The sequence below is a fragment of the Brucepastera parasyntrophica genome (genome assembly GCF_022376835.1).
GTDB classification, from domain to species: Bacteria; Spirochaetota; Spirochaetia; order Treponematales; family Treponemataceae; genus Brucepastera; species Brucepastera parasyntrophica.
The window spans coordinates 474,905-496,785 of the sequence record NZ_CP084606.1; the positions used below are offsets into that span (position 1 = coordinate 474,905).

Here is a 21,881-nt window from a genome sequence, read left to right on the forward strand (position 1 = left end):
TAGTCATTGCTTTTTATTATAAGCCAATACTAAAAAATAGAAGATTCAGAAATATCATTTTATCGCTAACCAGTCAGTTTTTTTCGCCTGTGGTGAACTTCTTTTCATTTTTGTTATGATGCGCTCAATTTATATAACCCGGTATTTGGGTGTCTTGTTTATAATTCAAAAAGCAAGAGTGCAGAAAAATATATTGGATGGACCCTCTATATTTCGTCGCCTCCGCAGTTAACTGCCGGGCCAATAGTCCGGTATGAAACTTTCTGTTGAAATTAATAACCGCAATGAAAGTTCTGAAGATATCACAGAGGGAATCGAGCGGTTTATTATTGGACCTGGGAAAAGTACTGTCAGCAAATTCCGGCAGAAGTTCCCTCAGTTCTTTCACCATCTTAAGTATAGGTGCAATATTAATACCGCACTTTTTTACCCGGGAACAGCGTAAGTATTTTCTTATAGCGCATTGCTAAAAATATCGGCAGGATGTATACTTTTTATTGAATATTATGATATCTGAATGTCATGTCCAATGAGAGCGTGTAGTTTGAAACTGAAAAGGCTGCGAATTGGGTACATTAGCACTTTCAATTATTCTAAATATTTGTTATATAAGGACTTAAACTACGGGACCGGAGGGACTCGAACCCCCTACCTACTGCTTAGAAGGCAGTTGCTCTATCCGGATGAGCTACGATCCCGGATCGGGATGAGAGGAGTCGAACCTCCGATCTTCTGCTCCCAAAGCAGACGCCTTAGCCTCTAGGCTACATCCCGTAAGATTTAGATTCTAAATAAAACGGCAGGCCCTGTCAAGTTGATGAAACAAATTATTGGAGGATTTAGTGCATTCATTTACTGTTACTTTCCCGGATAAAACAACAAGAGTCTTTACAGAACCTGTCACCGGAGCTGATTTGATTCCCTATTTTAATACCGAGCCGGGGCCGATAGTTGCGATATATGTAAACAACCAGCTTTTTTCGCTGACAAGAAGTATTGATGTGCAGGCGGAAGTACTTCCGGTCACAACTGCGGTTACGGAGGGGTCCTATGTGTACCGCAGGACGCTGTGCTTTGTTCTTGCAGCCGCGGCCCGGGAATTATATCCCGATCTCCGGCTGCTGATCGGACACAGTCTAGGGTATGGGTATTATTATACACTGGAATCAAGCGGTAATAATATCAGCATTGACCTTGCTGATCTTGAACGGAAAATGCGTGCAATAATCGCGGCAGATATGATGATTGAGACCCGTTATGTCTCCTATGGCGAGGCTATGGATCTGTTTGAAAATTCAAACCAGCCCGATACATACCGGCTTTTATGTCAGACAAGCAAGCCTAAAATTCTGATAAATACGCTTGACGGGTATTCAGATCTCTATTTTGAGCCGCTGCTGGACAAAACAGGAAAACTTGAAGTATTTGAACTGAGGGCATACGGGGAAGGCTTTTTACTCAGATTCCCCCCCACTTCACACCCGGACCGCTTAACGGATTTTGAAGATATTCCCCAGCTTTTTTCAGTATATGCTCAGTCAAAAAAATGGGGAAATCTTATCGGTACGTCTTCTGTCGGTCAGCTTAATGAACGGGTTGGAACACGAAAGGCAAAGGATTATATTGAAATCACGGAAACGTATCAGAACAAAAAAATAGCGGAAATTGCGGATAAAATTGCCGAGCATTCTGATGTAAAAGTTGCCCTGATTGCCGGACCTTCAAGTTCGGGAAAAACAACCACATCAAAAAAACTGTCCATGCAGCTCAGAGTCCTCGGATATGAACCTGCAATAATCAGCATAGATGATTTTTATCTCGGGAAAGATAAAACTCCGCTTGATGAAGACGGGCAACCGGATTATGAATGTCTGGAAGCTCTTGATGTTCCGCTGCTTAATGAAATCCTCATAAGCCTTTTTAACGGCGAAGAAGTCATTATGCCTTCTTTTGATTTTAAAACAGGTTCCCGGAAATTCAGCGACAAAAAATTCAGAATGGATGACCGTACAATTCTGATTCTGGAAGGTATTCACGCGATCAATGATAAACTGACGCCACTTGTCCCCAGAGAAAAAAAATATAAAATTTATCTGTCGGCCTTAACAACCCTTAATCTGGATGACCATAATCGTATTCCGACCTCCGATAACCGGCTGATCCGCAGAATAGTCAGAGACGCACAATTCCGCGGAAAAGGAGCGGCAGGGACAATAAGTATGTGGCCGAGCGTACAGCGCGGAGAACGGCTGCATATTTTTCCATTCCAGGATAAGGCGGATATTATGTTTAACAGCGCCCTTGATTACGAGCTGTCAGTGCTTAAGGTCTATGCGGAACCCCTGCTCAGGGCCGTAAAGCCGACCCAGCAGGAATACAGCGAAGCGACCAGGCTTTTAACCCTGTTAAATCATTTTATGCCTATCCCGTCATCATACGTTCCGGGCCAGTCAATAATCAGGGAATTTATCGGAGAGAGCGAATTTAAATACTAGTTTCAGGGATTCCGGCAACCGCTATCCTGCAAAACAGGTTTTGCGGAAAAGCCGGCTTTAGAAAACTTACACATAGTAATGTGTAGACTTCATTTCTTTACACATGACAATGTGTAAGTTTTTACAGGAATTGGAGGAAGTCTCCATATCTGAAATCAGGACTGGTTCCGGGTTCGCGCATTGGCAATTTCATCAAGAATATCGGCTTCTTCATCGAGAAGCATTTTATGCCATTCGTTTTTATGTTTTTCTTTCAGCTTTGTAATAACCTGACGAGCCTGGCTGGCTTCAATATATTTTTTCCGGCACTGTTCAACGGTGAGCTCGGCCGCCGCAAGATCGGAAAGAAGTTTTTCCTTTTCATTATCCAGACGGGTTATATACAATTCAATGGCCGCAAGATCTTCAACAGGAACGGACCCCGCACGGGAAGATGAAGCCGCTACCCGTTTTTTTGCCGTCTCCTGCAGTTTCAATTGTATAGCATCCCTCGCGCCGATAGCTTTGATAAGTTCAGTCTCCGTTTTTTTTTCCTGAAATTCGCGGAAGTTTAACAGTTTCTGGAGGGAAAAAACATATTTTTTCATGCTTCATTTGTCATGGATCCGGAATACTGCTCGTCCGGTTCCACGGATTCGTCCGGTATCTGAGTCCGGGCAGGAGCAGAGGGATTGTCAGTGATTATACCCGTTTCATTTTCGGGAATCAGAATGTCCGCAATTTCTCCCATCATTTTGAGCGTTCCGGTAATGGGGGCCGGATCATCTACTTCCTGTTTCAGGAATTCTTCAATTTGGGGGTGTTTATCGATCGCTTCGTCAATTGCAGGATTTGTCCCCTTTTGGTAAGCCCCGATATTAATCATATCTTCAGATTCGGCATAATCAGACATAAGGCGGCGGATAAAAGCCACTGCTTTTTTGGTTACAGCGCCTGATACACGGTTTGCCAGACGGGAAATACTCGCGAGGACGTCAATTGCAGGGTAATGATAACGCTGGGCGAGTCTGCGGCTGAGGATAATATGGCCGTCAAGAATACCCCTGACTGTATCTGAAATTGGTTCATCCATATCATCACCGTCAACCAAGACCGTATAAAATCCGGTAATTGACCCCTGCTCCGCAGTACCGCTGCGTTCGAGAAGTTTCGGGAGTGTTTCAAATACGCTTGGGGTATATCCGCGCTGGGCCGCGGGTTCGCCGATTGCGAGGCCGATTTCCCTCTGGGCTTTTGCGAACCGGGTAACGGAATCGAACATAAGCATGACGTCTTTACCCTGGTCCCTGAAATATTCAGCGACTGCGGTTGCCGTATATGCGCCCCTGATTCTGGCAAGAGGAGACTGATCCGAGGTTGCGACAACAACAACCGAACGCTGAAGTCCGGCCGGACCGAGATCATTTTTAATAAAATCCACAACTTCACGGCCGCGTTCGCCGATCAGGGCAATTACATTAACATCCGCATTCGTATTGCGCGCTATCATTCCAAGCAGGGTCGATTTTCCCACGCCTGATCCGGCAAAAATGCCAAGACGCTGCCCCCGTCCGACAGCAAGCAGACCGTCCAGGGCCCGAACGCCTGTTACAATGCGCTGGGTAATAGGTTTCCGTTTCATGGGATCAGGAGGCGCAGCGATAGCAGGATACCTTTTTTCGGAAATTACTTCTTCCTTATCGTCCGCTGCCCTGCCCATTCCGTCAAGAACACGCCCGAGCAGCATATCGCCGACAGGAACAGTCAGTACGGAGCCGCTGGCAATAACCCGGCAGCCGACCTCAATTCCCTGAATATCACTGTAGCTCATAAGCTGTACGGTAGTTCCATTCAAACCGATTACTTCCGCGTACACGGTTTTGTTTCCCCGCGGAAGGACTATCTGACAGACTTCTCCTATGACAACCTGGGGGCCTGAACTTTCAACCAGCATACCCTGCACTCTGATTACGGAGCCGGTATATTTTATCGGGTCCGTTTCCTCAACCGCAGATATGTACTTATTGAAAATCTCAACCATAACGGTACTTACTCCTGGGATACCGGATTTGCCGATTTCGAGCGGGTGCGTATCGGGGAAACTTCCAGAATCTTCTGTTCAATTTCATTAAGCTGACTGGCAATTCTGGCGTCAATTGCGCCGAAGTCTGTTTCAATAATACAGCCGCCGCGGTCCACGGTAGAATCTTCTACAACGGTTATGTTCTTGACATTTTCCGCGACCGAAAGGAAATCCTTAATATGCTGGGTAGTTAAGGCAACATCGGCGAGGTTTACACGGATAATAACATCCCCCTGCCCTTCACCTTCCGCAGGGCCTGAACAACATTGGAAACAACAACATTGCGCTGGTTTTCCGAAATAACTTTAACAACCTTGCGGGTCATTAAAAGCACCAGATCTACAATTTGCTGCTCAGACTCGGCAATGATTTCCTGCCTCTTATCCATCATCCGTTCAATTATTGTATGGAGACGGTCAACAAGACGCTGGGCTTCGAGGTTCCCTTCCTTAAAGCCGTCTTCCTGTCCTTTCTTAAAACCGTCCTTATACCCGTTTTTCTGCTCTTCATCCATCGAACTTTTTGCCTCGGCAATAATGCGTTCGGCTTCTTTATGGGCGTCGGCGATTATTTTTTCGGAATCATCTTTCGCCTGCTGCTCAATAACCTGGGCCTGGTCAGTTTTACGTTTGACCTCATAAAAGGCGGCCTGTTCAGCTTCCTTAATAATTGAATCAGCCTCTCCCTGGGCCGCGGAAATTTTTTCCTGCTTTTCAAGTTCCCATTGTTCAAGCCATTCGTCAGCTTCGCGTTTCAGGTCATCAACAGTCGGACCCTCATATACGGGTTCCGCAACAACATCCTCAACATGAGTTTCTTCAACAAACTGTTTTGGGAGATGAAGGACGACTTTTTCGTCGGAGGTTTTGATTTCATTAGAATGAAAAACAGTTTTCGCCATATACTACCGCCATTTACACAACAAGTTCATCTTCACCGGAACGTGCAATAACAATTTCGCCTGAATCCTCAAGGTGTCTGATAATTGACACGATTTTCTGCTGGGCTTCCTCAACATCCTTCAGGCGGACAGGGCCCATATATTCCATGTCTTCCTTGAGCATACCTGCGGCGCGTTTCGACATGTTTCTGAATATTTTATCCTGAACTTCGGTATCAACCGCCTTAAGGGCCTTGGCAAGCTCCTGAGTATCAACTTCACGCAGCACTTTCTGAATAGCGCGGTCGTCGAGCATAACAATATCTTCGAAAACGAACATGCGTTTTTTGATTTCTTCCGCAAGATCGGGGTCCTCATCTTCGAGCGCTTCGATAATGGATTTTTCCGAAGAGCGGTCAACAAGGTTGAGTATTTCAACAATACTTTCAACACCGCCGGCAGCTGCATAGTCTTCGCTGGACAGAGTTGAAAGTTTTTTCTCGAGAACCCGCTCGACTTCCCGAAGTACATCGGGAGAAGTTCTGTCCATAGTCGCTATTCTCTTTGCGACCTCGCTCTGGATTTCATCAGGAAGGTTCTGCAGAATTACGGACGCTTTTTCCGGCTCCAGATATGCAAGAATAAGAGCTATTGTCTGGGGGTGTTCCTGCTGGATAAAGTTCAGCAGATGGGCGGGGTCAGTCCTTCTGATAAAATCAAAGGGACGAACCTGCAGCGAACTCGTCAGACGATTTATAATATCAATAGCCTTCTGGCTTCCGACCGATTTTTCCAGAAGTTCCCGGGCATAATCAATACCGCCCGTTGTGATAAAGTTCTGAGCGAGCATCAGGTCCTGGAATTCCTGGAGGATCGCATCCTTTATTTCAGGTTCAACGGTTTCCAGGCGGGCAATTTCAAAGGTCAGGGTTTCTATTTCATCTTCACGCAAATGTTTGAAAATGTCCGCCGATATTTCGGATCCCAGGGAAACGAGAAAAATTGCAGCTTTCTGCCGGCCGTTCAGGGCCTTCAGGTCCTTGCTTTTTTTTGAGGAAGAGGATGTTGTTTTTTTGTCATGCCCTGTCTTAGCAGTAGTGGGTTGAGCAGCCATGAACTATTCCTCCATCAGCCAGGTCCGGATAAGCAGGGCAACATCTTCAGGATGTTCCTTTGCCATATTAATTGCATTTTCCTGCAGTTCCAGACGTTTACGTTCTTCAACAGACATGGAAACTTCCATTCCGGCCTGTTCCACTTCCCACAGGGTTTTTTCGCGTTCCATTTGGTGCAGACGCAGCATTTCTTCTTCTTTCATGCGTCTTCTGCGTTCGAGTTCGCGGGTTACCATGCGGTATACAATAAAAGCAATCAGGATGGCGGCAACAGCAATGAGGGAATATAAAATTGTCCTCTGGGTCTGAATCTGGCGCAGATAAGCCCCGTCTTCCTTTTCAAACTGGTCAGTCCTGTCAAACTGGATATTCAGAACACTTACGGAATCGCCGCGTCCGCGGTTGTACCCTATGGCGTCCTGCACAGCCCTTGTGGCAGCCAGAATTTCACTTTCGGCAATCGGCGTATATTCACGTTCGATACCTCCGTTCGTGATAATATAATTACCGTTTTCATCCCGTTTCTTTGCCCACACCCCGTCTATATTAACGGAAACAGTCCTCCGTCCCATTGCGGGGCTGGCGGTTTCAAGGGTGTCTCTCTGTCCGACCAGATTATTTACCTTTTCGATTGTCTGGGTGGATTTCCCGTATAAATTTGACATATCTTTGTAGGCGGGAGGGGTCTGGCCTTCAACACCGGAAGGGCCTTCAGGATTGCCGCCGACACCTTCCCAGGTGGTCTGGGAGCGTTCTGAAGAAAGGGTTATGGTTTCGACTATTTCCGAATCATCATAAGGCGTGTCAGGATTATCCGATCTGATAACTGTAGGCAGATAATCCCTTGTGTTTATAGTCTTCTCTGACATATCCATTTCGATTTTGATGTTCAAATCCCGGACGCGGTCCATGCCGTAAATCTTCTGGAGAGAGGTCAGAACCTTCGCGCTGTATTCGGATTCAAGCCGGGCAATGATTTTCTGTTCTTTTTCAATCCGGGTGAGACGGTCCCATTCCTTCATTCCCTCAAAATCATTCAGAATATTTCCGGAATTATCGGCTATTGTGATATTCTCATCCTTCAGTCCCTCGACAGCAAATTTCAGGATTTTCTGAATACCTTCAACTTTTTTCCGGTTTGAGGTAATATCGCTGCCGGGTTTCGGGAATAAAACAACGCTTGCCGTTACAGGATTCTGGTCGGCAGTAAAAAGGGTCCGTTCAGGAATATTAACCACAACACTGGCGTCATCCACATCATCAATGGCCTTGATATGCAAACGGACCTGTTCAATAATCGCGCGTCTTTTATTTACATTCCGTTCAAAATCGGTAATTGTCCAGCGCTCAATATCAAAAATAGACCAGGGATCAACATTCTGCGGGATAAGGTCTTCACTGATGAGAATGGAACGCATTCTTCTTGCGGTGGCGTCATCGGCGACGGATATAACTCCCGTTGCGGATACACTTGCGTGGACATTTTCCTGATTCAGCCGGACAATGATTCTGTCGCGGACAGCTTCATCCGTAATTGGTGTGTCAATAAGCGGCACCATGGATGGTGATGCGGAAACTGAAACCAAAACAACAATTCCGACAATTGCAACCGCAATGACGCCGAAAAGAATCAGCTTTTGAACCAAGGTCCACTTCGACCACAGCGCTTTTACCTGAGAAATGAGCTTTTTAAGCCATTCGTTCATGTTCCCCCTCCCGTTACAGAACGAACTAATTACAATATAATTGTAATTATATCACAACCTGTTATTTTTTTATAGTATAATTATCGGCTGGTTGTAATTTCATTCCAGCCTTTTATTACCCTGTCAATAACGGTCTGCGCAATTTTGAGTGATAAATTTGCGTGGGCCATCGCTATAGTTACATCATGCACATCCACCGATTCCGGGTCGACAATTAACTGCTGCGCAATATTGTCCGTTGCAATCTGCTTTTCATTTACCCGGTCAAACGCGGCAAGAAGGGTCTGCTCGAAACTTGCTGTTTCCGGACGTACGGCGTTATCTATAAGATTTGATCCCGAAACCATTCTGGAACGGAAATTATCAACTTCAACCGGTGTTACTGTCATTTACTACCTTCCTATTTCAAGCGCGCGCGCGAACATTTCTTTTGAACCCTGAATGACTGATGAATTCGCCTCATATGACCGTGAGGCCGAGATAAGGTCTACCATTTCAGATACGATATTAACATTAGGATATTCCACATAGCCCGCCTTGGGGCCGGACTGGATTGCATCCGGATGTGTCGGATCATACACCAGCCTCAGGGCCGAATTATCTTCCTCTATTCCCTTTACGGAAACCCCCTTGCCGGGACCCCGGTCCAGATCAGAAGGAACAAAGGGTGTTCTCCAGTCAATTCCGCTTTCACGCTGGGCGAGAACGACCCGTTTTCTGCGGAATGCCCCTCCGTCCTGGGTCCTTGTGGTGGAAGCGTTGGCGATATTATCAGAAATAACGTCCGTGCGCAGGCGTTCGGCGGTCATTCCTGTTGCCGCAATATTAATGCTGGTAAAAAGTCCCATTAGTTCACCTCACCTATCTCAGAACTGAATTTGCCTGGGCAAATTCAAAGGATTGAAGCTGTGTAAGCAATTGATAGTTCAGCTGGATGCGGAGCAGTTCCATTGCTTCTTCTTCAGGATTCACATTATTACCGTTGGCATTTTCCGTCGTAGTATAGTCCAGAACTCTGCGCGGCTCGACTTTCCGGTAATCAAGTGTGCTATTTGATTTTATGTGCCGCTCGTCTGTGGTTGCCAGCCGGAATTCGCCGTCGGCAGCTTTTTCGGAATCAAGAGCCCGCTTCAGTTCGCTTTCAAAATTCACCTGAGTGCGTTTGAAATTCGGCAAACCGGAATTCGCAAGGTTATTTGCCGAAACAGAATAGCGGAGAGTACTTACATCCATTGCGCGGTGCAGTAAATCAGTTGTTTTTGTAAAACTGTTCATAATTCCTTCCTCCCTCACTATTGTTTCGGCGTAAAACGTCTCACGGTTAAGTATTTTATAAAATATACCGTGACAAATCCTGATCCTGAACGATTCCGCTGAGCCGTTCATCAACATAGGACGTGGTAATTTCCACTGACTGCCCTGACATGTCGCTTGCGTTAAAGGAAATATCTTCCAGAAGCATTTCCATTATGGTGTGGAGCCTGCGGGCGCCTATATTTTCCATCCGTGAATTCACCTCTGCGGCGAGGAAACTCATACGGTTAATGGATTCATCGGTAAAAGTGATAGTGACATTTTCGGTTGAAAGCAGTTCCGTATACTGACGGGTCAGTGCATTTTTCGGCTCAAGAAGGATGCGCCTGAAGTCTTCCGCATTAAGTGATTCCAGTTCAACCCGGAGCGGGAAGCGGCCCTGCAATTCGGGGATCAAATCGCTGGGTTTTGAAATATTAAAGGCGCCGGCAGCGATAAAAAGTATGTGGGTTGTATCAACCACACCGAATTTTGTATTTACCTTTGACCCTTCAACAATAGGCAGAATGTCCCGCTGAACGCCTTCCCTTGAAACATCCTGACCGCCTGAGCGCTCGCTTCTGTTTGCGACCTTGTCAATTTCGTCGATAAAAATAATGCCCATCTGTTCCACACGGTTTTTTGCCTCTTCGGCTATCCTGTCAGGATCTACCATTTTGTCCAGCTGTTCGGCTTCAATAATTTTCCGCGCTTCCGCAATAGTTACCTGTTTCTTTTTATTGCGGCCGCCCCCGGTTATCATATTGGTTATATTTGCCATGCTCATTTCCAGGTCTTCAAGGTTTGAAGAACCTGCGAAAATTTCAAAGGCGGGGACTCCGGACTTCTGGGTCTGGACTTCAACTACCCTGTCTTCCAGTTTGCCTTCATGAAGCATCTGCCGGAATTTCTCTCTGGTAGAATTAGTCTCTGAAGAAGTGTCATCCATGCGGACAGGGGTCAGAACGTCCTCATTCTGTGTCATATCAATAGTAATTGATCCTGTTTCAGTTGACGGAGTCCTTTTGGCGGCGTCAGAGAAAACCTTTGCCGACTGGGAGGCTTTTTTACCCGTTCCGGGCAATAACAGATCAAGAAGTATTTCTTCAGTCTGTTTTTCCGCTTCACTTTTAAGCGCAGTCTGCATTTCAGTCTTAACCATATTATATCCGACAGCCATCAGATCGCGGATCATTGATTCCACATCACGCCCCACATATCCGACTTCGGTATATTTTGTCGCCTCTACCTTGAGAAAGGGTGCATCGCACAGTTTCGCAAGCCGCCGGGCAATTTCGGTTTTTCCAACCCCGGTCGGGCCTATCATGAGAATGTTCTTCGGGGCAATTTCATCCCGCACCTCTTCAGGGAGCTTCAGACGGCGGGTCCGGTTCCGGAGGGCGATTGCGACAGCCCTTTTTGCCTTATTCTGACCGATAATATATTTATCAAGCTCAGCAACTATTTCTTTTGGTGTCAGATTTTCCAGTTTTTCCATAATATTATAATTCCTCTACAAGTATGTGTTCATTTGTATAAATGCATATCCTTCCCGCAATTGCCAGGCTTTTTTGTGCAATTTCAAGCGCGGAAAGATCAGTGGATTCCAAAAAAGCCAGGGCCGCGGCATATGCATAATTACCGCCGGAACCGATCGCCAGCGCATCATCTTCAGGCTCAATAACATCCCCGGTACCGGAGATAAGAAGTATTTTTTCGCTATTGGCTACTAAAAGCAGAGCTTCGAGATTCCTCAGGGCTTTGTCTGTACGCCATTCCTTTGCAAGTTCAACGGCGGAACGTGTAATATCACCATCATATTCTTTTACCTTCATCTCAAATTTATCAAGGAGCGTAAATGCATCAGCTGTCGCTCCAGCAAATCCGGTAATGATTTTTCCGTCAAAAATTTTACGAACCTTGCGGGCATTCGGTTTAACAATAGTATTTCCCATAGTGACCTGTCCGTCACCTGCCATGGCAATTTTTCCGTTCCGGCGGACCGCTACAATAGTAGTACTTCTGAAAATTTCTTTTTCCATAACCATAAATCCTTTATCCATGGGGATGTGTCTGATGATATAATTCCTTCAGTTGCTCCTGGGTCACATGAGTATATTTCTGGGTAGTGGAAATACTCGCATGTCCGAGAAGTTCCTGAACAATTCGTATGTCGGCACCCCGGTTTATCATTGTTGTTGCAAATGAATGACGCAGGGCATGGGGAGATAAATGCCGGAGTTCATTGCTGTTTTCCGAATAATGAGCGACAATAAACTGTATCCCTCTCACAGAGAGAGGGTTTCCCCGACGGGAAATAAATAAGGCTTTTTTTCCGGCCGTGTTTTCCTGCATGGTATCAAGCAATGCTTTCCGTTCCGGCAAATAGCCGGCGAGGGCCGCCTGCGCCGGTTTTGAGAAAAAAACCTTCCTGTCCTTATTGCCCTTTCCGGTAACAATGGCGGAAGTCCCTGACGCTCCCATGTCTTCCATTTTCAATCCGGCAAGCTCGGAAACACGGCAGCCTGTTGAATATAACAGCATGAGCAGAGCGGTATCCCGCGCAGGCCATAGTGAAGGCTTTTTAGCTTTTTTATGACTTTCCTCTGAAGCCGGATTACCAGCGTCTTCTCCGGACAGATTTCCTCCTGAAGGCGATGCGCAGAATTTCTGCGCGTCCTCTGCAAAAAGAAACCGGGGCAATTTTTGCGGAACTTTCAGATTACGGATTCCCGAAGCTGGATTGTCTTTTCTCAATCCGAACCGGATGAGATACCGGTAAAACCCGCGTACGGCAGCCAGTGTCCTGTTTATACTGGACGGTTCATAGTTTTTTTTGCCAAGATCAGCAAGAAAGAGGCGTATATCGGCTGTATTTGCTTCAAGAGGGGATTCTCCGGACAAATATGCATCGAATAGAGCTAAATCATTCTGATAACTGCTTACAGTTCGGGGGGAAAGATTTCTGATGCCTGCAATATACGCAAGATAGTTTTCAAAATACTGATCCATCTCTATTCTTCCACATCCTTATTTTCCAGGGCCTCCGGTTCTTCCGCAGCTTCCTGCTGGGTATGCAAATAATCACATTCCGGATTAATACAGGATTTAAAGGCCCCGTTCTTTTTATCATACTTTTCCACAAGGAACTGTCCGCATTTCGGACAATTGGCGTTTATGGGTTTAAAGTGCGTGATAAAATCACATTCCGGATAATTTGTACATCCGTAAAATTCCTTGCCTCTGCCCTTTGTCTTGCGCGCCACAATTTCGCCGTCACAGCCGGGACGGGGACATTTTGCGAGCGGGATGGAACGGGTATTCTTGCATTCGGGAAAACCGGAACAGGCAAGAAAGAATCCGAACCGCCCAAGTTTTTTCATCATTGGCCTGCCGCATTTTTCACAGGTATAGTCAGTGGGTTCGTCAAGCGTGCCTTTTATACTGTCAAGGTTCTCCATTACCTGATCTACCTGCTGCTTAAAAGGCGTAAAAAATGTTTTAAGCATTTCAGGCCATTCAATTTTGTCTTCTTCGACCTGATCGAGTTCATTTTCAATATTCGCCGTAAAATTTACATCGATTACCGATGGAAACTGTTCAACAAGTATGTCGTTGATTATCCTTCCAAGCTGGGTTGGAACAAGCTGTTTATTTGAACGGGTAACATAATACCGGTCCAGAAGTACGGAAATAATAGGCGCATAAGTTGATGGCCGGCCTATTCCCTTTTCCTCCAGCGTTTTAACAATAGAAGCGTCCGTGTAACGCGCAGGTCCCTGCGTAAAATGCTGTTCAGGATGAAAACTTTTCACTTCAAGTTTTTCACCGATTTTCATTTCAGGCAGCAGATTTTCTTTTTCTTCTTTTGAAATCAGGGTCTTTATAACTTTATAAAAACCTTTTTCAAAAATCTTTGTGGAAGAAATGCGGAACAGAGCCTCGCCCGCGCGGATTTCAATACTGGATGTCCGGCTGCGCGCGTTTATCATTTGACTCGAAACAAAACGCTCCCAGATTATGGTGTATAATCTGTACTGATCGCGGGTAAGAAATTCCTTGACATAATCAGGCGTATAGGTAACATAAGTCGGACGTATTGCCTCATGCGCATCCTGGGCTTTTTTTTCTATTGAATACTCTATTGCCGCAGGCGGAAGTTCCGCGGGATACTTTTCGGAAATCCATTTGCGGACTTCCTCAAGTGCGACAGCTGATATGCGGACGGAGTCGGTCCTCATATATGTAATTAAACCGACTCTGTTCGAACCGATCGCAATACCCTCATACAATTGCTGGGCAATTTGCATAGTCTTTTTGGAAGTAAAACCAAGCCGGTTCGCCGCCATTTGCTGCAGTTTGGATGTTGTAAAAGGAGGCTTGGGATGTATGGTTTTTTCCGTAACTTTTATGTCTGTAATTTCACACTCACTGTTACCAATCTCATCGATGATTTTTCGGACTGATTCTTCATCCTTCAGCTCCGGTTTTTCATTGCGATATTGAACCAGTTGGGCGGTAAATTCATGACGTCCTTTGATAAAATCAGCGTCAAGCGACCAGTATTCTTCCGGAATAAAATTTTCGACTTCTTTTTCACGTTCGCAGATAAGGCGGAGCGCAACAGACTGAACCCGGCCGGCGGAAAGCCCATTTTTTACCTTTTTCCATAAAAGCGGGGAAAGATTATATCCGACGAGCCGGTCAAGAATTCTTCGGGCTTTTTGCGCGTTAACCTTTGATTCGTCAATTTCCTGGGGATGCTGAACAGACTCCCGGATTGCCTGGGGAGTAATCTCATTAAAAACAATCCGGCGAATAGGTACATCATATTTTGACTTGATAGAATTACGTAAATGCCAGGCAATAGCCTCACCTTCACGATCATTATCACTCGCAAGAAGAACTTCTCTGGACTTTTTCGCATCAGACTGCAGTTCTTTCAGTATTTTGGCCCGGCCCCGGACTGTTATATACTCGGGCTGAAAATTATGGTCAACGTCAATTGCAAGGCGGGATTTCGGGAGATCTATCAGATGCCCCATTGATGCTTTAACAACATATCCATCGCCAAGATACTTTTCAATTGTTTTTGCCTTAGCCGGTGATTCAACAATAACCAGCGCAGATTTTGAATCTTCCTTTTTCTTTGCGGTACCTTTGGAAGGCATAGTAAGTACTCCTGCATATCCTTAAATTCGCAGCTCTCGAAGCCTGCGGAGTTAATAAGCCGATTTTTAAAAATCAAGCATTTGCTGCATTTCCGTTCCGGCCGCAGCATAAGCAGAAAAAGAACCTGTATTCTTTTTCTGCTGTTTTTTCTCACCCTGTATGAGCGGGGAATTCCACAATTCCAGCACTTCTGCGGCTTTGGAAATGGCCGGAGCGCCCTGTTCATACAGTAATTGAATACCTTTTCCTCTGACCGAGCTCAAAGCTCCGCCATATACATATAAATCACGGCCCTGTTCAAGAGCAAAATCAGCCGTTATCAGTGCGCCTGATTTTTCAGGAGCCTCAATAACAATAACGGACCGTGACAGCCCTGAAATAATCCTGTTACGCTGGGGAAAGCGAAACTGGAGGGGTTTGGAACCCGGAGAATATTCACTGAGCAGACAGCCGCCGCAGTCAAGCATTTTAGCCGCCAGACGGCAATTGCTCCGCGGATAAATCTGTTCAACACCGCAGGCCAGCACCCCGACTGAAGCTCCGCCGCCTTCAGTGTTTCCTTTATGCGCAAAGGCGTCAATGCCATAAGCAAGTCCGGAAACCACGGAAATTCCCGCCTCAGCAAATTCTCTTCCCAAACGCAGGGCCGCCAGAACGGAATCCCCGGTAGGAGAACGTGTCCCGACCATTCCCACAAGAGGTTTCCGGGGATCGGGAAGCTGCCCCCGCCAGAAAAGGCAAAAAGGCGGATCATATATTTCCCGAAGCTGGGGCGGATATTCAGATGAAATAATGGAAACAAAATGAATACCGAATTTATTCATTATTTCCAGATCATGCTGGATTCTGTCCTTCAGTGTCGCCGGCGCCCATACACAATCTGAACGCATCCTCCGGCCGATAAGATAACCAATATCTTCTATAGAAAGTAACGCAAGCTCCTGAATATTGTCAAGTTTTTCCCACAGAAACTCTTTTTCTGCACATGAGAGAAATTGGCAGTACACAAGCCCCAAAGTTAATTCAGTTTTGTCCATAGGCCCTTTCCAGAACAAAAGATTTGTTGGTCTCCGCATTGGCCCTTATATCTTCCGCCCGTGTCGAAGCAAGTATTCTGTCATACATTGCAATGGATTTATCATACTCGCCGATTGAGTAATAGGCACGCCCCAGCACAAACATCGCATCAAAATTCCTTTTTTCAATCTCGTTTATCAGCTCAAGATAGGGAATGGCCCTTTCCGGCTGGTCAAATTCAAAGACATATAAAACTGAAAGTCCGTATAAAGCCCTGACATACCGGGGTTCAATCTCGATTGCCCGCAAATATGCTGATTCAGCCAGTGCATAATACCGCTGCTGGTCAAGATCGCTTCCCGTTGCATTATAGTCAAGGGCGGCCTTTGCCATATATCCGGCGCAAACCCCGACATAATAAAAAGATTCTGGTTTGTCGGATAATATTCTATTGCCATCCTGAAATTCTCGAGGGCCTTGCCATACATTCTGTTATCAAGATAACGGGTCCCGAGAATTTTATACCAGGTACCAACCCTTATTTCAGCATTAATAATATCTTCTACCCTGTTTTGATATTTCTTTATTGCATCGGTGAGTTCATCGATTGTGGTCGGATTATCAACACCTTCTTCCAGGGCCTGCATCCGCCGTATCATATTTGTGTTTGGACCGCAGGAAACAAACAGAGACAAGATCAGGCCCGAAAATAGTATTTTATAGAAATATTTCATAATGCAACCTCCGTGTATTCTTATCAGGACAAAAATTATTTTTTGTCCTGCAAATTATCAAAAAACTCGGCGTGATATAATCCCAAAGATTCATCTTCAATATGGGTATAAATCTGCGTAGTCGAAATATCCGCATGTCCGAGCAGATCCTGCACTGATCTGAGATCAGCCCCGCCCGCCAGCATATGGGTTGCAAATGAATGGCGGAGTGTATGGATTTTCGCAGTTATGCCCGACCGCACTTCTATCTCCTGAAACCGGCTCCAGATTCCCTTGCGGGTAATCCGGCCTCCCCGGCTATTAAGAAAAACGGCGCTTGAAATCCGGTTTCCGAGCAGCAGCTGCCGGGGGCCATCCAGATATATGCGCAGCCATTTTTCAGCCTCATTCCCAAAAGGAACGAGCCTTTCTTTTCTTCCTTTTCCGGTAACAACAATCATTCTTTCTTTAAAATGAATATCAGGCAGAGAAAGAAGAACTGCCTCATTTACCCTGAGTCCGCATGAATATATCAGCTCAAACAGGGTCCTGTCCCGTATACCATTCGGTTTTTCTGTCGGAATGGCCGCGAGAAATATATTTACCTGCTCGGGAGAAAGTACACGCGGAAGATGTTTCCCGCGCGAAGGGCTTTCCAGAAGCTCCGCAGGATTTTCCGTACATATGCGTTCCAGAATTAAAAACCGGAAAAATGAACGCAATGCCGCAATATCTTTTGCAAGTGTTTTCCCCTTTATTCCCGAAAAAGCACGCTCGTTTATAAAACCTATGCAAGCTTCCGGAGTAACGGATTGAATCTGTATCCCTTTATCTTCAAGCCATTCCAAAAAAAACTGCACCGTCCCTGCATAAGTCTCGGCAGTCAGCTCGGATGCTGACTCTCCGGTGATTAAGAAAGCATAAAATGAACGTACCAGCCGGGGTTTCAGTTTTCGGCCTTTTGCTGCTGCATCCGGACAATAGCAGGTATTTCCAGATCATCCGCAGCAGCCGGCATTTTCATTGAGGAAATAGGCATACTGCTGTTTCGTGTACCCAGGCCTGATATTGTTTTCTGGCTCCGGTCATTCCACTGTTTCCACTCGGCCCCGCTTACAAAATCGCCGTTATCTGCAGGCTTTGCCTTTTCCGCATGAACCTTCGCAGTCTTGTCGCCGACCGGATAATGGGCGTTGAGAGGAATAAAGCCTGTGGCGACAACAGTTACATTTATCTGGTCGCCGAGAGAGTTATCAAAGGCGGTTCCGTATGTGATCAGAGCGTTTCCGTCAGCATTCGCCGTAATAATCTTTACAATCTCTTCAACTTCATACAGGGTCAGTTCATCGCTGCCGGTGATATTAATAAGAATATGATTCGCGCCTTCAATATTCGAGTCTTCAAGAAGAGGATTATTGATTGCATTTGTCGCAGCGTTAACAGCCCGGTTGTCGCCTTCGCCGAGGCCGGTACCCATAATCGCATCGCCCTTTCCTTCCATGACCGTTTTTACATCGGCAAAATCAATATTGATTATTCCGGGACGGGTTATCAGGTCGGAAATTCCCTGAACAGCCTGACGGAGAACATCATCAGCCATGAGGAATGCATCCCGGATGGGAGTGCGTTTGTTAACAAGTTTCAGTAAATGCTGATTGGGGATAACAATAAGAGAATCTACAGCCTCACGGAGTTTTTCAATTCCTTCATCAGCCAGTCTCTGTTTTACTTTTCCTTCAAAATCAAAGGGGCGGGTAACTACTCCGACTGTTAAGGCTCCCTGTTCCCGGGAAATCCGGGCAATAACGGGAATAGACCCTGTACCGGTTCCTCCGCCCATTCCTGCCGTAACAAAAACCATATCAGCGCCGCGGACAGCATTGGTAATGGCTTCTATATCTTCTTCGGCGGCCTTTTCACCGATTTCCGGCTTACCGCCGGCCCCGAGACCTCCGGTCAGTTTTGATCCGATAGTCAGTTTTATCGGCGCATTCGCATAATTTAATGCCTGCATATCGGTATTAGCGACAATAAATTCGACATTTTGAAGGCCGCTTGCCATCATACGGTTAACCGCATTGGAACCGCCTCCGCCCGCGCCCACAACCTTAATAATTGTTGGATTCGCTTCCTTCTGTTCAATTATTTCAAAATTCATTTGTTCCTCCCCCAGAAAAACAGATAATTATTTATCTCTATTTTAAAAAAATTCCTTAAACCAGCTTTTTATCCTGCCGGAAACCGTTTTTGCAGGATACTCACGGTGTATCTGTTCGGTACGCTGTTTACTATATTGCTCATAAGCAGTGAGGAACAGACCTATTACTGTTGCGTAGTCGGGACTGCGGTAATCACCTGTCAGCCCGCCGTAATTTCCGGGAAATCCTATCCGGATAGCCTGGGTATCAAAAATTTCGGAAGCAAGTTCCACTACACCGGGAAGATTTGCGCCCCCTCCTGTTATAACTACATTTCCCGAAAACGGACGGGAATGAATAATTCCTTTGATTTTTTCATGAACCATGGTAAGTATTTCAGCCATTCGGGGCTGAATAATTTCGCATATTTCCGAACGGGGAATAACAAGCGGAGGCCGGCCGCCCACCCCGGGAAGAAGCACTTCCTCATTTTCTTCAATAAGCGGCATCCAGCAGCAGCCTTCATCTACTTTTATTTTTTCAGCTGTTTCTGCGGAAATTCCCTTAACAATGGAAATGTCATTTGTAACCTGAATTCCTCCCACCGGAAGAACTGCAGTATATAAGGGCGCCCCGCCTGCCATAACCAGAACAGTTGTAGTGCCTCCGCCGAGATCGATCATGATTGAACCAAGTTCCGATTCTTCCTCTGTCATAACGGCCTTCACCGCGGCGAGACCGTTAAACATATGGGCATCGATTAAAAGATTGGCCCGGTTAACACTGTTTTCAAGAATTTTTATCGAAGTTGCGGAACCAGTAATAATATGAACTTCAGCTTCAAGGCGGACCCCGATCATATTCCGCGGATCTTTTATGCCTTTCTGGTCATCAACTATATAAGACTGGGGGACAACATGGAGCATCTTTCTGTCCATGGGAATGACAATGGCTTTTGCCGCATCGATTACCCTGTTTATATCCTCTTTTCCTATTTCCCGATTATCACGCCCCCGTCCGCTCACCGCTACCACACCGCGTGAATTAATGCCTTCAATATGGGTGCCGCCTACGCCAATCAGGCAATGCGTGACCTCAACTCCGGACATCATCTCTGCCGTTTCAATAGCCTGGGAAATTGACGCTACAGTATTTTCAATATTGACAACGACACCCTTTCGTAACCCGGTTGACGGGCTGCTGCCCACACCGGTAACATGAAAGACGCCATCATCGGAAATTTCACCTATAATTGCCCGGACCTTACTGGTCCCTATATCGAGCCCGACAACATAGTCACTCACAGCGGCTCCCCCTTTCTCCGATCATCCACTGTATCAAGAAAATACTTTATTTAATTATGTTTAAGGCGGTACGCGGCCGTACCAGCCCGGATATCTATTTCTTCAATATCAAGCGCAAGGTCCTGCACAACATCCAATACAAGCATCATATACTGTAATGACTCTTCATTCAACGCCTTATCCGTACGCACCCGAATCTGATTATTCACCGGATACATAACAAGATCATATCCGCCATATGTCTTTTGATCAATTTTAATTTCAGAAATTGATGAAAGAAGTGCAGGATTTTTTGATTCAATATGATGCAACTGCGTTAAAAGCGGTTTCAGCTGGGCGTGAAGCCGCATTCCGGGAATGACCTCCTCGAAGGTAAGTCCTGTCAGAATAGGCAAATGTGAATCTGCAGGGATATGGCCGACACGGAACGCTATGCCGTTTTTATCTATTTCAACAGGAACTGTGCGGCCTTTTTTTTCACCGAACGCTATAGCCACCGGAGTCCTTTCCTGCAGGTTGATAACGACCCGGTCAGGGAACTTTTTTTCAACCGCCACGCTTTCAAACAGCGGATTTGCCGCCAGGCGGGATGATACAATTGCAGCATTAAAATCCAGCCATTTTTCCTTTCCGCTTATATTGGCCATATAGCAGATTTCATCATAGCCGATGGAAGGAGCTCCGCTTACCGTTATACGGACAACTGATGTTGTGGGTATTATAACGAGGTAAAAGGCCAGCTCGAAAACGAGAAAGATAGCAAGCAGCACTATCACAATTTTAAGTAATAACGATTTCCATGTATCAGTACTTTGTTTTGAGCGGTCAATTGCAATAGATTGCGGCATCTTCCGTTTCCTCCCCGGTTTTATTCCTTGAAATATTTATCAGTAACCCGCATATACACAATGTAATCAGCAGAGATGATCCGCCTGAAGAAAAAAACGGGAGCGGAATACCGGTTGCAGGAAAAGCGCGTACGACAACCCCGATATTCATTAATGACTGGAACAGAATGATAAAACTGCAGCCAAAGCCGAGCAAAAACCCGAACCGGCTTTTACTCTTCATACTGATTCCAAAACTCCGCAAAGAAAAAAGTATCAACATAGTGAAATAAATGAGAACGCCTAAAAAGCCCATTTCTTCGGCCCAAACCGTAAAAATAAAATCGGACTGGACTTCCGGAATACTGGAAATCTTTTTAATTCCGTTTCCAAGACCCCTTCCCCAAAAACCGCCCTCCGCAAGCGCATCAAGGGCAGCATTAACCTGATATCCCGCGCCAAGAGGGTCCCGTTCAGGATGAAGGAAGGATAATACCCGGATAACCCGGTATTCTTCCGTCAGAATCATTAAAGCAACAAAAGGGACGATCAGGACACATAACTTGATAAACCAGGAGACCTTAACACCGGCTACAAAAAACACCGCAAGGGCGGCAAGAAGAATAAAAATTGCCGTTGAAAAATCATTCTGCAAATACACAATAAAAACAAATACAAAAGTAACAACAGAAGCAGGAAACATTGTTGCCTTGAATTCATCAATGCGGTCATGTTTTTTTGCAAAAAGGTTTGCAAGGAACAGCACCAGGACCATCTTGGCAAGTTCCGAAGGCTGGAAATTGAAGGAACTGAATCCGATCCACCTGCTTGCGCCATTTTTTGTAATGCCTATTCCCGGAACAAAAGTCAGAATACATAAAATCAGAGTAATCACTATTATCTGGGGCAGTAATTTTCTGAGCATATTCAGGCTTATTGATGCGAAAAATATCATGCCGGCAATACTGACCGCCAGATTCAGCGCCTGACGCTTAACAAAATAAAGAGGATCATCAAACAGCCGTCCGGCGTATGACAATGAGGCGGAATACAGTGTAGCAAGGCCAAGTCCGCACATAAAAACGGTAAGCAGCACAAAAGGAATATCTATTTTTTCCGGCGTTTCATTTTTTTCTGCAAAAATATAGGGCCTTGCCAT

Annotated in this window: 19 protein-coding genes, 2 tRNA genes and 1 pseudogene; 1 reads left to right on the plus strand and 21 read right to left on the minus strand. The window is 45.7% G+C overall.

Features of this window, described 5'->3' with window-relative positions; translation table 11 throughout:
• Positions 1-624: 624 nt before the first annotated feature.
• Positions 625-698: transfer RNA gene (locus K7I13_RS02205), tRNA-Arg, on the minus strand.
• 3 nt (positions 699-701) lie between these two features.
• Positions 702-774, minus strand: a tRNA-Pro gene (locus tag K7I13_RS02210).
• Between the two features lie 68 nt (positions 775-842).
• On the opposite strand from K7I13_RS02210, the gene K7I13_RS02215 reads away from it, so the two are divergent.
• The gene (locus K7I13_RS02215; protein WP_255947622.1) at positions 843-2,495 is read left to right on the plus strand and encodes a nucleoside kinase; all 1,653 of its coding nucleotides are present in this window, start codon (positions 843-845) and stop codon (positions 2,493-2,495) included.
• Between the two features lie 155 nt (positions 2,496-2,650).
• Here K7I13_RS02215 and fliJ read toward each other — a convergent pair whose 3' ends face one another.
• The 19 genes and pseudogenes from fliJ to ftsW all read right to left on the minus strand — a co-directional run bounded on the left by fliJ (position 2,651) and on the right by ftsW (position 21,881).
• A complete protein-coding gene (gene fliJ / locus K7I13_RS02220; protein ID WP_255947623.1) occupies positions 2,651-3,082 on the minus strand; it encodes a flagellar export protein FliJ in 432 nt (143 codons plus the stop codon).
• On the minus strand, positions 3,079-4,515 hold the full coding sequence (locus tag K7I13_RS02225) for a FliI/YscN family ATPase (protein WP_255947624.1): 1,437 nt from the start codon (positions 4,513-4,515) through the stop codon (positions 3,079-3,081). Before K7I13_RS02225 ends, fliJ begins: the two co-directional genes overlap by 4 nt.
• Positions 4,516-4,523: 8 nt before the next feature.
• Positions 4,524-5,458: pseudogene (gene fliH, locus K7I13_RS02230) on the minus strand (flagellar assembly protein FliH).
• Between the two features lie 13 nt (positions 5,459-5,471).
• Positions 5,472-6,551 carry a flagellar motor switch protein FliG gene (fliG, locus tag K7I13_RS02235; RefSeq protein ID WP_255947625.1) on the minus strand — a complete coding sequence of 360 codons (1,080 nt, stop codon included), beginning with the start codon at positions 6,549-6,551 and terminating at the stop codon, positions 5,472-5,474.
• Positions 6,552-6,554: 3 nt separating this feature from the next.
• Positions 6,555-8,258, minus strand: coding sequence for a flagellar basal-body MS-ring/collar protein FliF (fliF, locus tag K7I13_RS02240; RefSeq protein ID WP_255947626.1), 1,704 nt, complete (start codon positions 8,256-8,258; stop codon positions 6,555-6,557).
• An 80-nt stretch (positions 8,259-8,338) separates the two neighbouring features.
• The gene (gene fliE, locus K7I13_RS02245) at positions 8,339-8,647 is read right to left on the minus strand and encodes a flagellar hook-basal body complex protein FliE (protein ID WP_255947627.1); all 309 of its coding nucleotides are present in this window, start codon (positions 8,645-8,647) and stop codon (positions 8,339-8,341) included.
• Positions 8,648-8,650: 3 nt separating this feature from the next.
• Positions 8,651-9,106: a flagellar basal body rod protein FlgC gene (flgC, locus tag K7I13_RS02250; protein WP_255947628.1), complete on the minus strand. Its 456-nt coding sequence runs from the start codon at positions 9,104-9,106 to the stop codon at positions 8,651-8,653.
• A 13-nt stretch (positions 9,107-9,119) separates the two neighbouring features.
• Positions 9,120-9,533 (minus strand): flagellar basal body rod protein FlgB, encoded by a 414-nt coding sequence (gene flgB / locus K7I13_RS02255; RefSeq protein WP_255947629.1) that lies wholly within the window; start codon positions 9,531-9,533, stop codon positions 9,120-9,122.
• A 55-nt stretch (positions 9,534-9,588) separates the two neighbouring features.
• Complete coding sequence (gene hslU / locus K7I13_RS02260; protein WP_255947631.1) at positions 9,589-11,049, minus strand: ATP-dependent protease ATPase subunit HslU; 1,461 nt, start codon at positions 11,047-11,049, stop codon at positions 9,589-9,591.
• Positions 11,050-11,053: 4 nt separating this feature from the next.
• Positions 11,054-11,593, minus strand: a complete 540-nt coding sequence (gene hslV / locus K7I13_RS02265) for an ATP-dependent protease subunit HslV (protein WP_255947633.1) — start codon at positions 11,591-11,593, stop codon at positions 11,054-11,056.
• A 13-nt stretch (positions 11,594-11,606) separates the two neighbouring features.
• Complete coding sequence (locus tag K7I13_RS02270) at positions 11,607-12,563, minus strand: tyrosine-type recombinase/integrase (protein WP_255947635.1); 957 nt, start codon at positions 12,561-12,563, stop codon at positions 11,607-11,609.
• A gap of 2 nt (positions 12,564-12,565) precedes the next feature.
• A complete protein-coding gene (gene topA, locus K7I13_RS02275; RefSeq protein ID WP_255947637.1) occupies positions 12,566-14,722 on the minus strand; it encodes a type I DNA topoisomerase in 2,157 nt (718 codons plus the stop codon).
• Between the two features lie 66 nt (positions 14,723-14,788).
• Positions 14,789-15,760 carry a DNA-processing protein DprA gene (dprA, locus tag K7I13_RS02280; protein ID WP_255947639.1) on the minus strand — a complete coding sequence of 324 codons (972 nt, stop codon included), beginning with the start codon at positions 15,758-15,760 and terminating at the stop codon, positions 14,789-14,791.
• Positions 15,747-16,133, minus strand: a complete 387-nt coding sequence (locus K7I13_RS02285; protein WP_255947641.1) for a tetratricopeptide repeat protein — start codon at positions 16,131-16,133, stop codon at positions 15,747-15,749. The genes dprA and K7I13_RS02285 overlap by 14 nt, the downstream gene beginning before the upstream one ends.
• Before the next feature lie 376 nt (positions 16,134-16,509).
• On the minus strand, positions 16,510-17,403 hold the full coding sequence (locus tag K7I13_RS02290) for a tyrosine recombinase (RefSeq protein ID WP_255949194.1): 894 nt from the start codon (positions 17,401-17,403) through the stop codon (positions 16,510-16,512).
• The gene (ftsZ, locus tag K7I13_RS02295; protein WP_255947642.1) at positions 17,400-18,611 is read right to left on the minus strand and encodes a cell division protein FtsZ; all 1,212 of its coding nucleotides are present in this window, start codon (positions 18,609-18,611) and stop codon (positions 17,400-17,402) included. The genes K7I13_RS02290 and ftsZ overlap by 4 nt, the downstream gene beginning before the upstream one ends.
• 42 nt (positions 18,612-18,653) lie before the next feature.
• Entirely contained in the window at positions 18,654-19,895 is a 1,242-nt protein-coding gene (gene ftsA / locus K7I13_RS02300) for a cell division protein FtsA (RefSeq protein WP_255947643.1), read from the minus strand.
• Between the two features lie 50 nt (positions 19,896-19,945).
• On the minus strand, positions 19,946-20,743 hold the full coding sequence (locus tag K7I13_RS02305; RefSeq protein ID WP_255947644.1) for a cell division protein FtsQ/DivIB: 798 nt from the start codon (positions 20,741-20,743) through the stop codon (positions 19,946-19,948).
• A complete protein-coding gene (gene ftsW / locus K7I13_RS02310) occupies positions 20,721-21,881 on the minus strand; it encodes a putative lipid II flippase FtsW (protein WP_255947645.1) in 1,161 nt (386 codons plus the stop codon). Before ftsW ends, K7I13_RS02305 begins: the two co-directional genes overlap by 23 nt.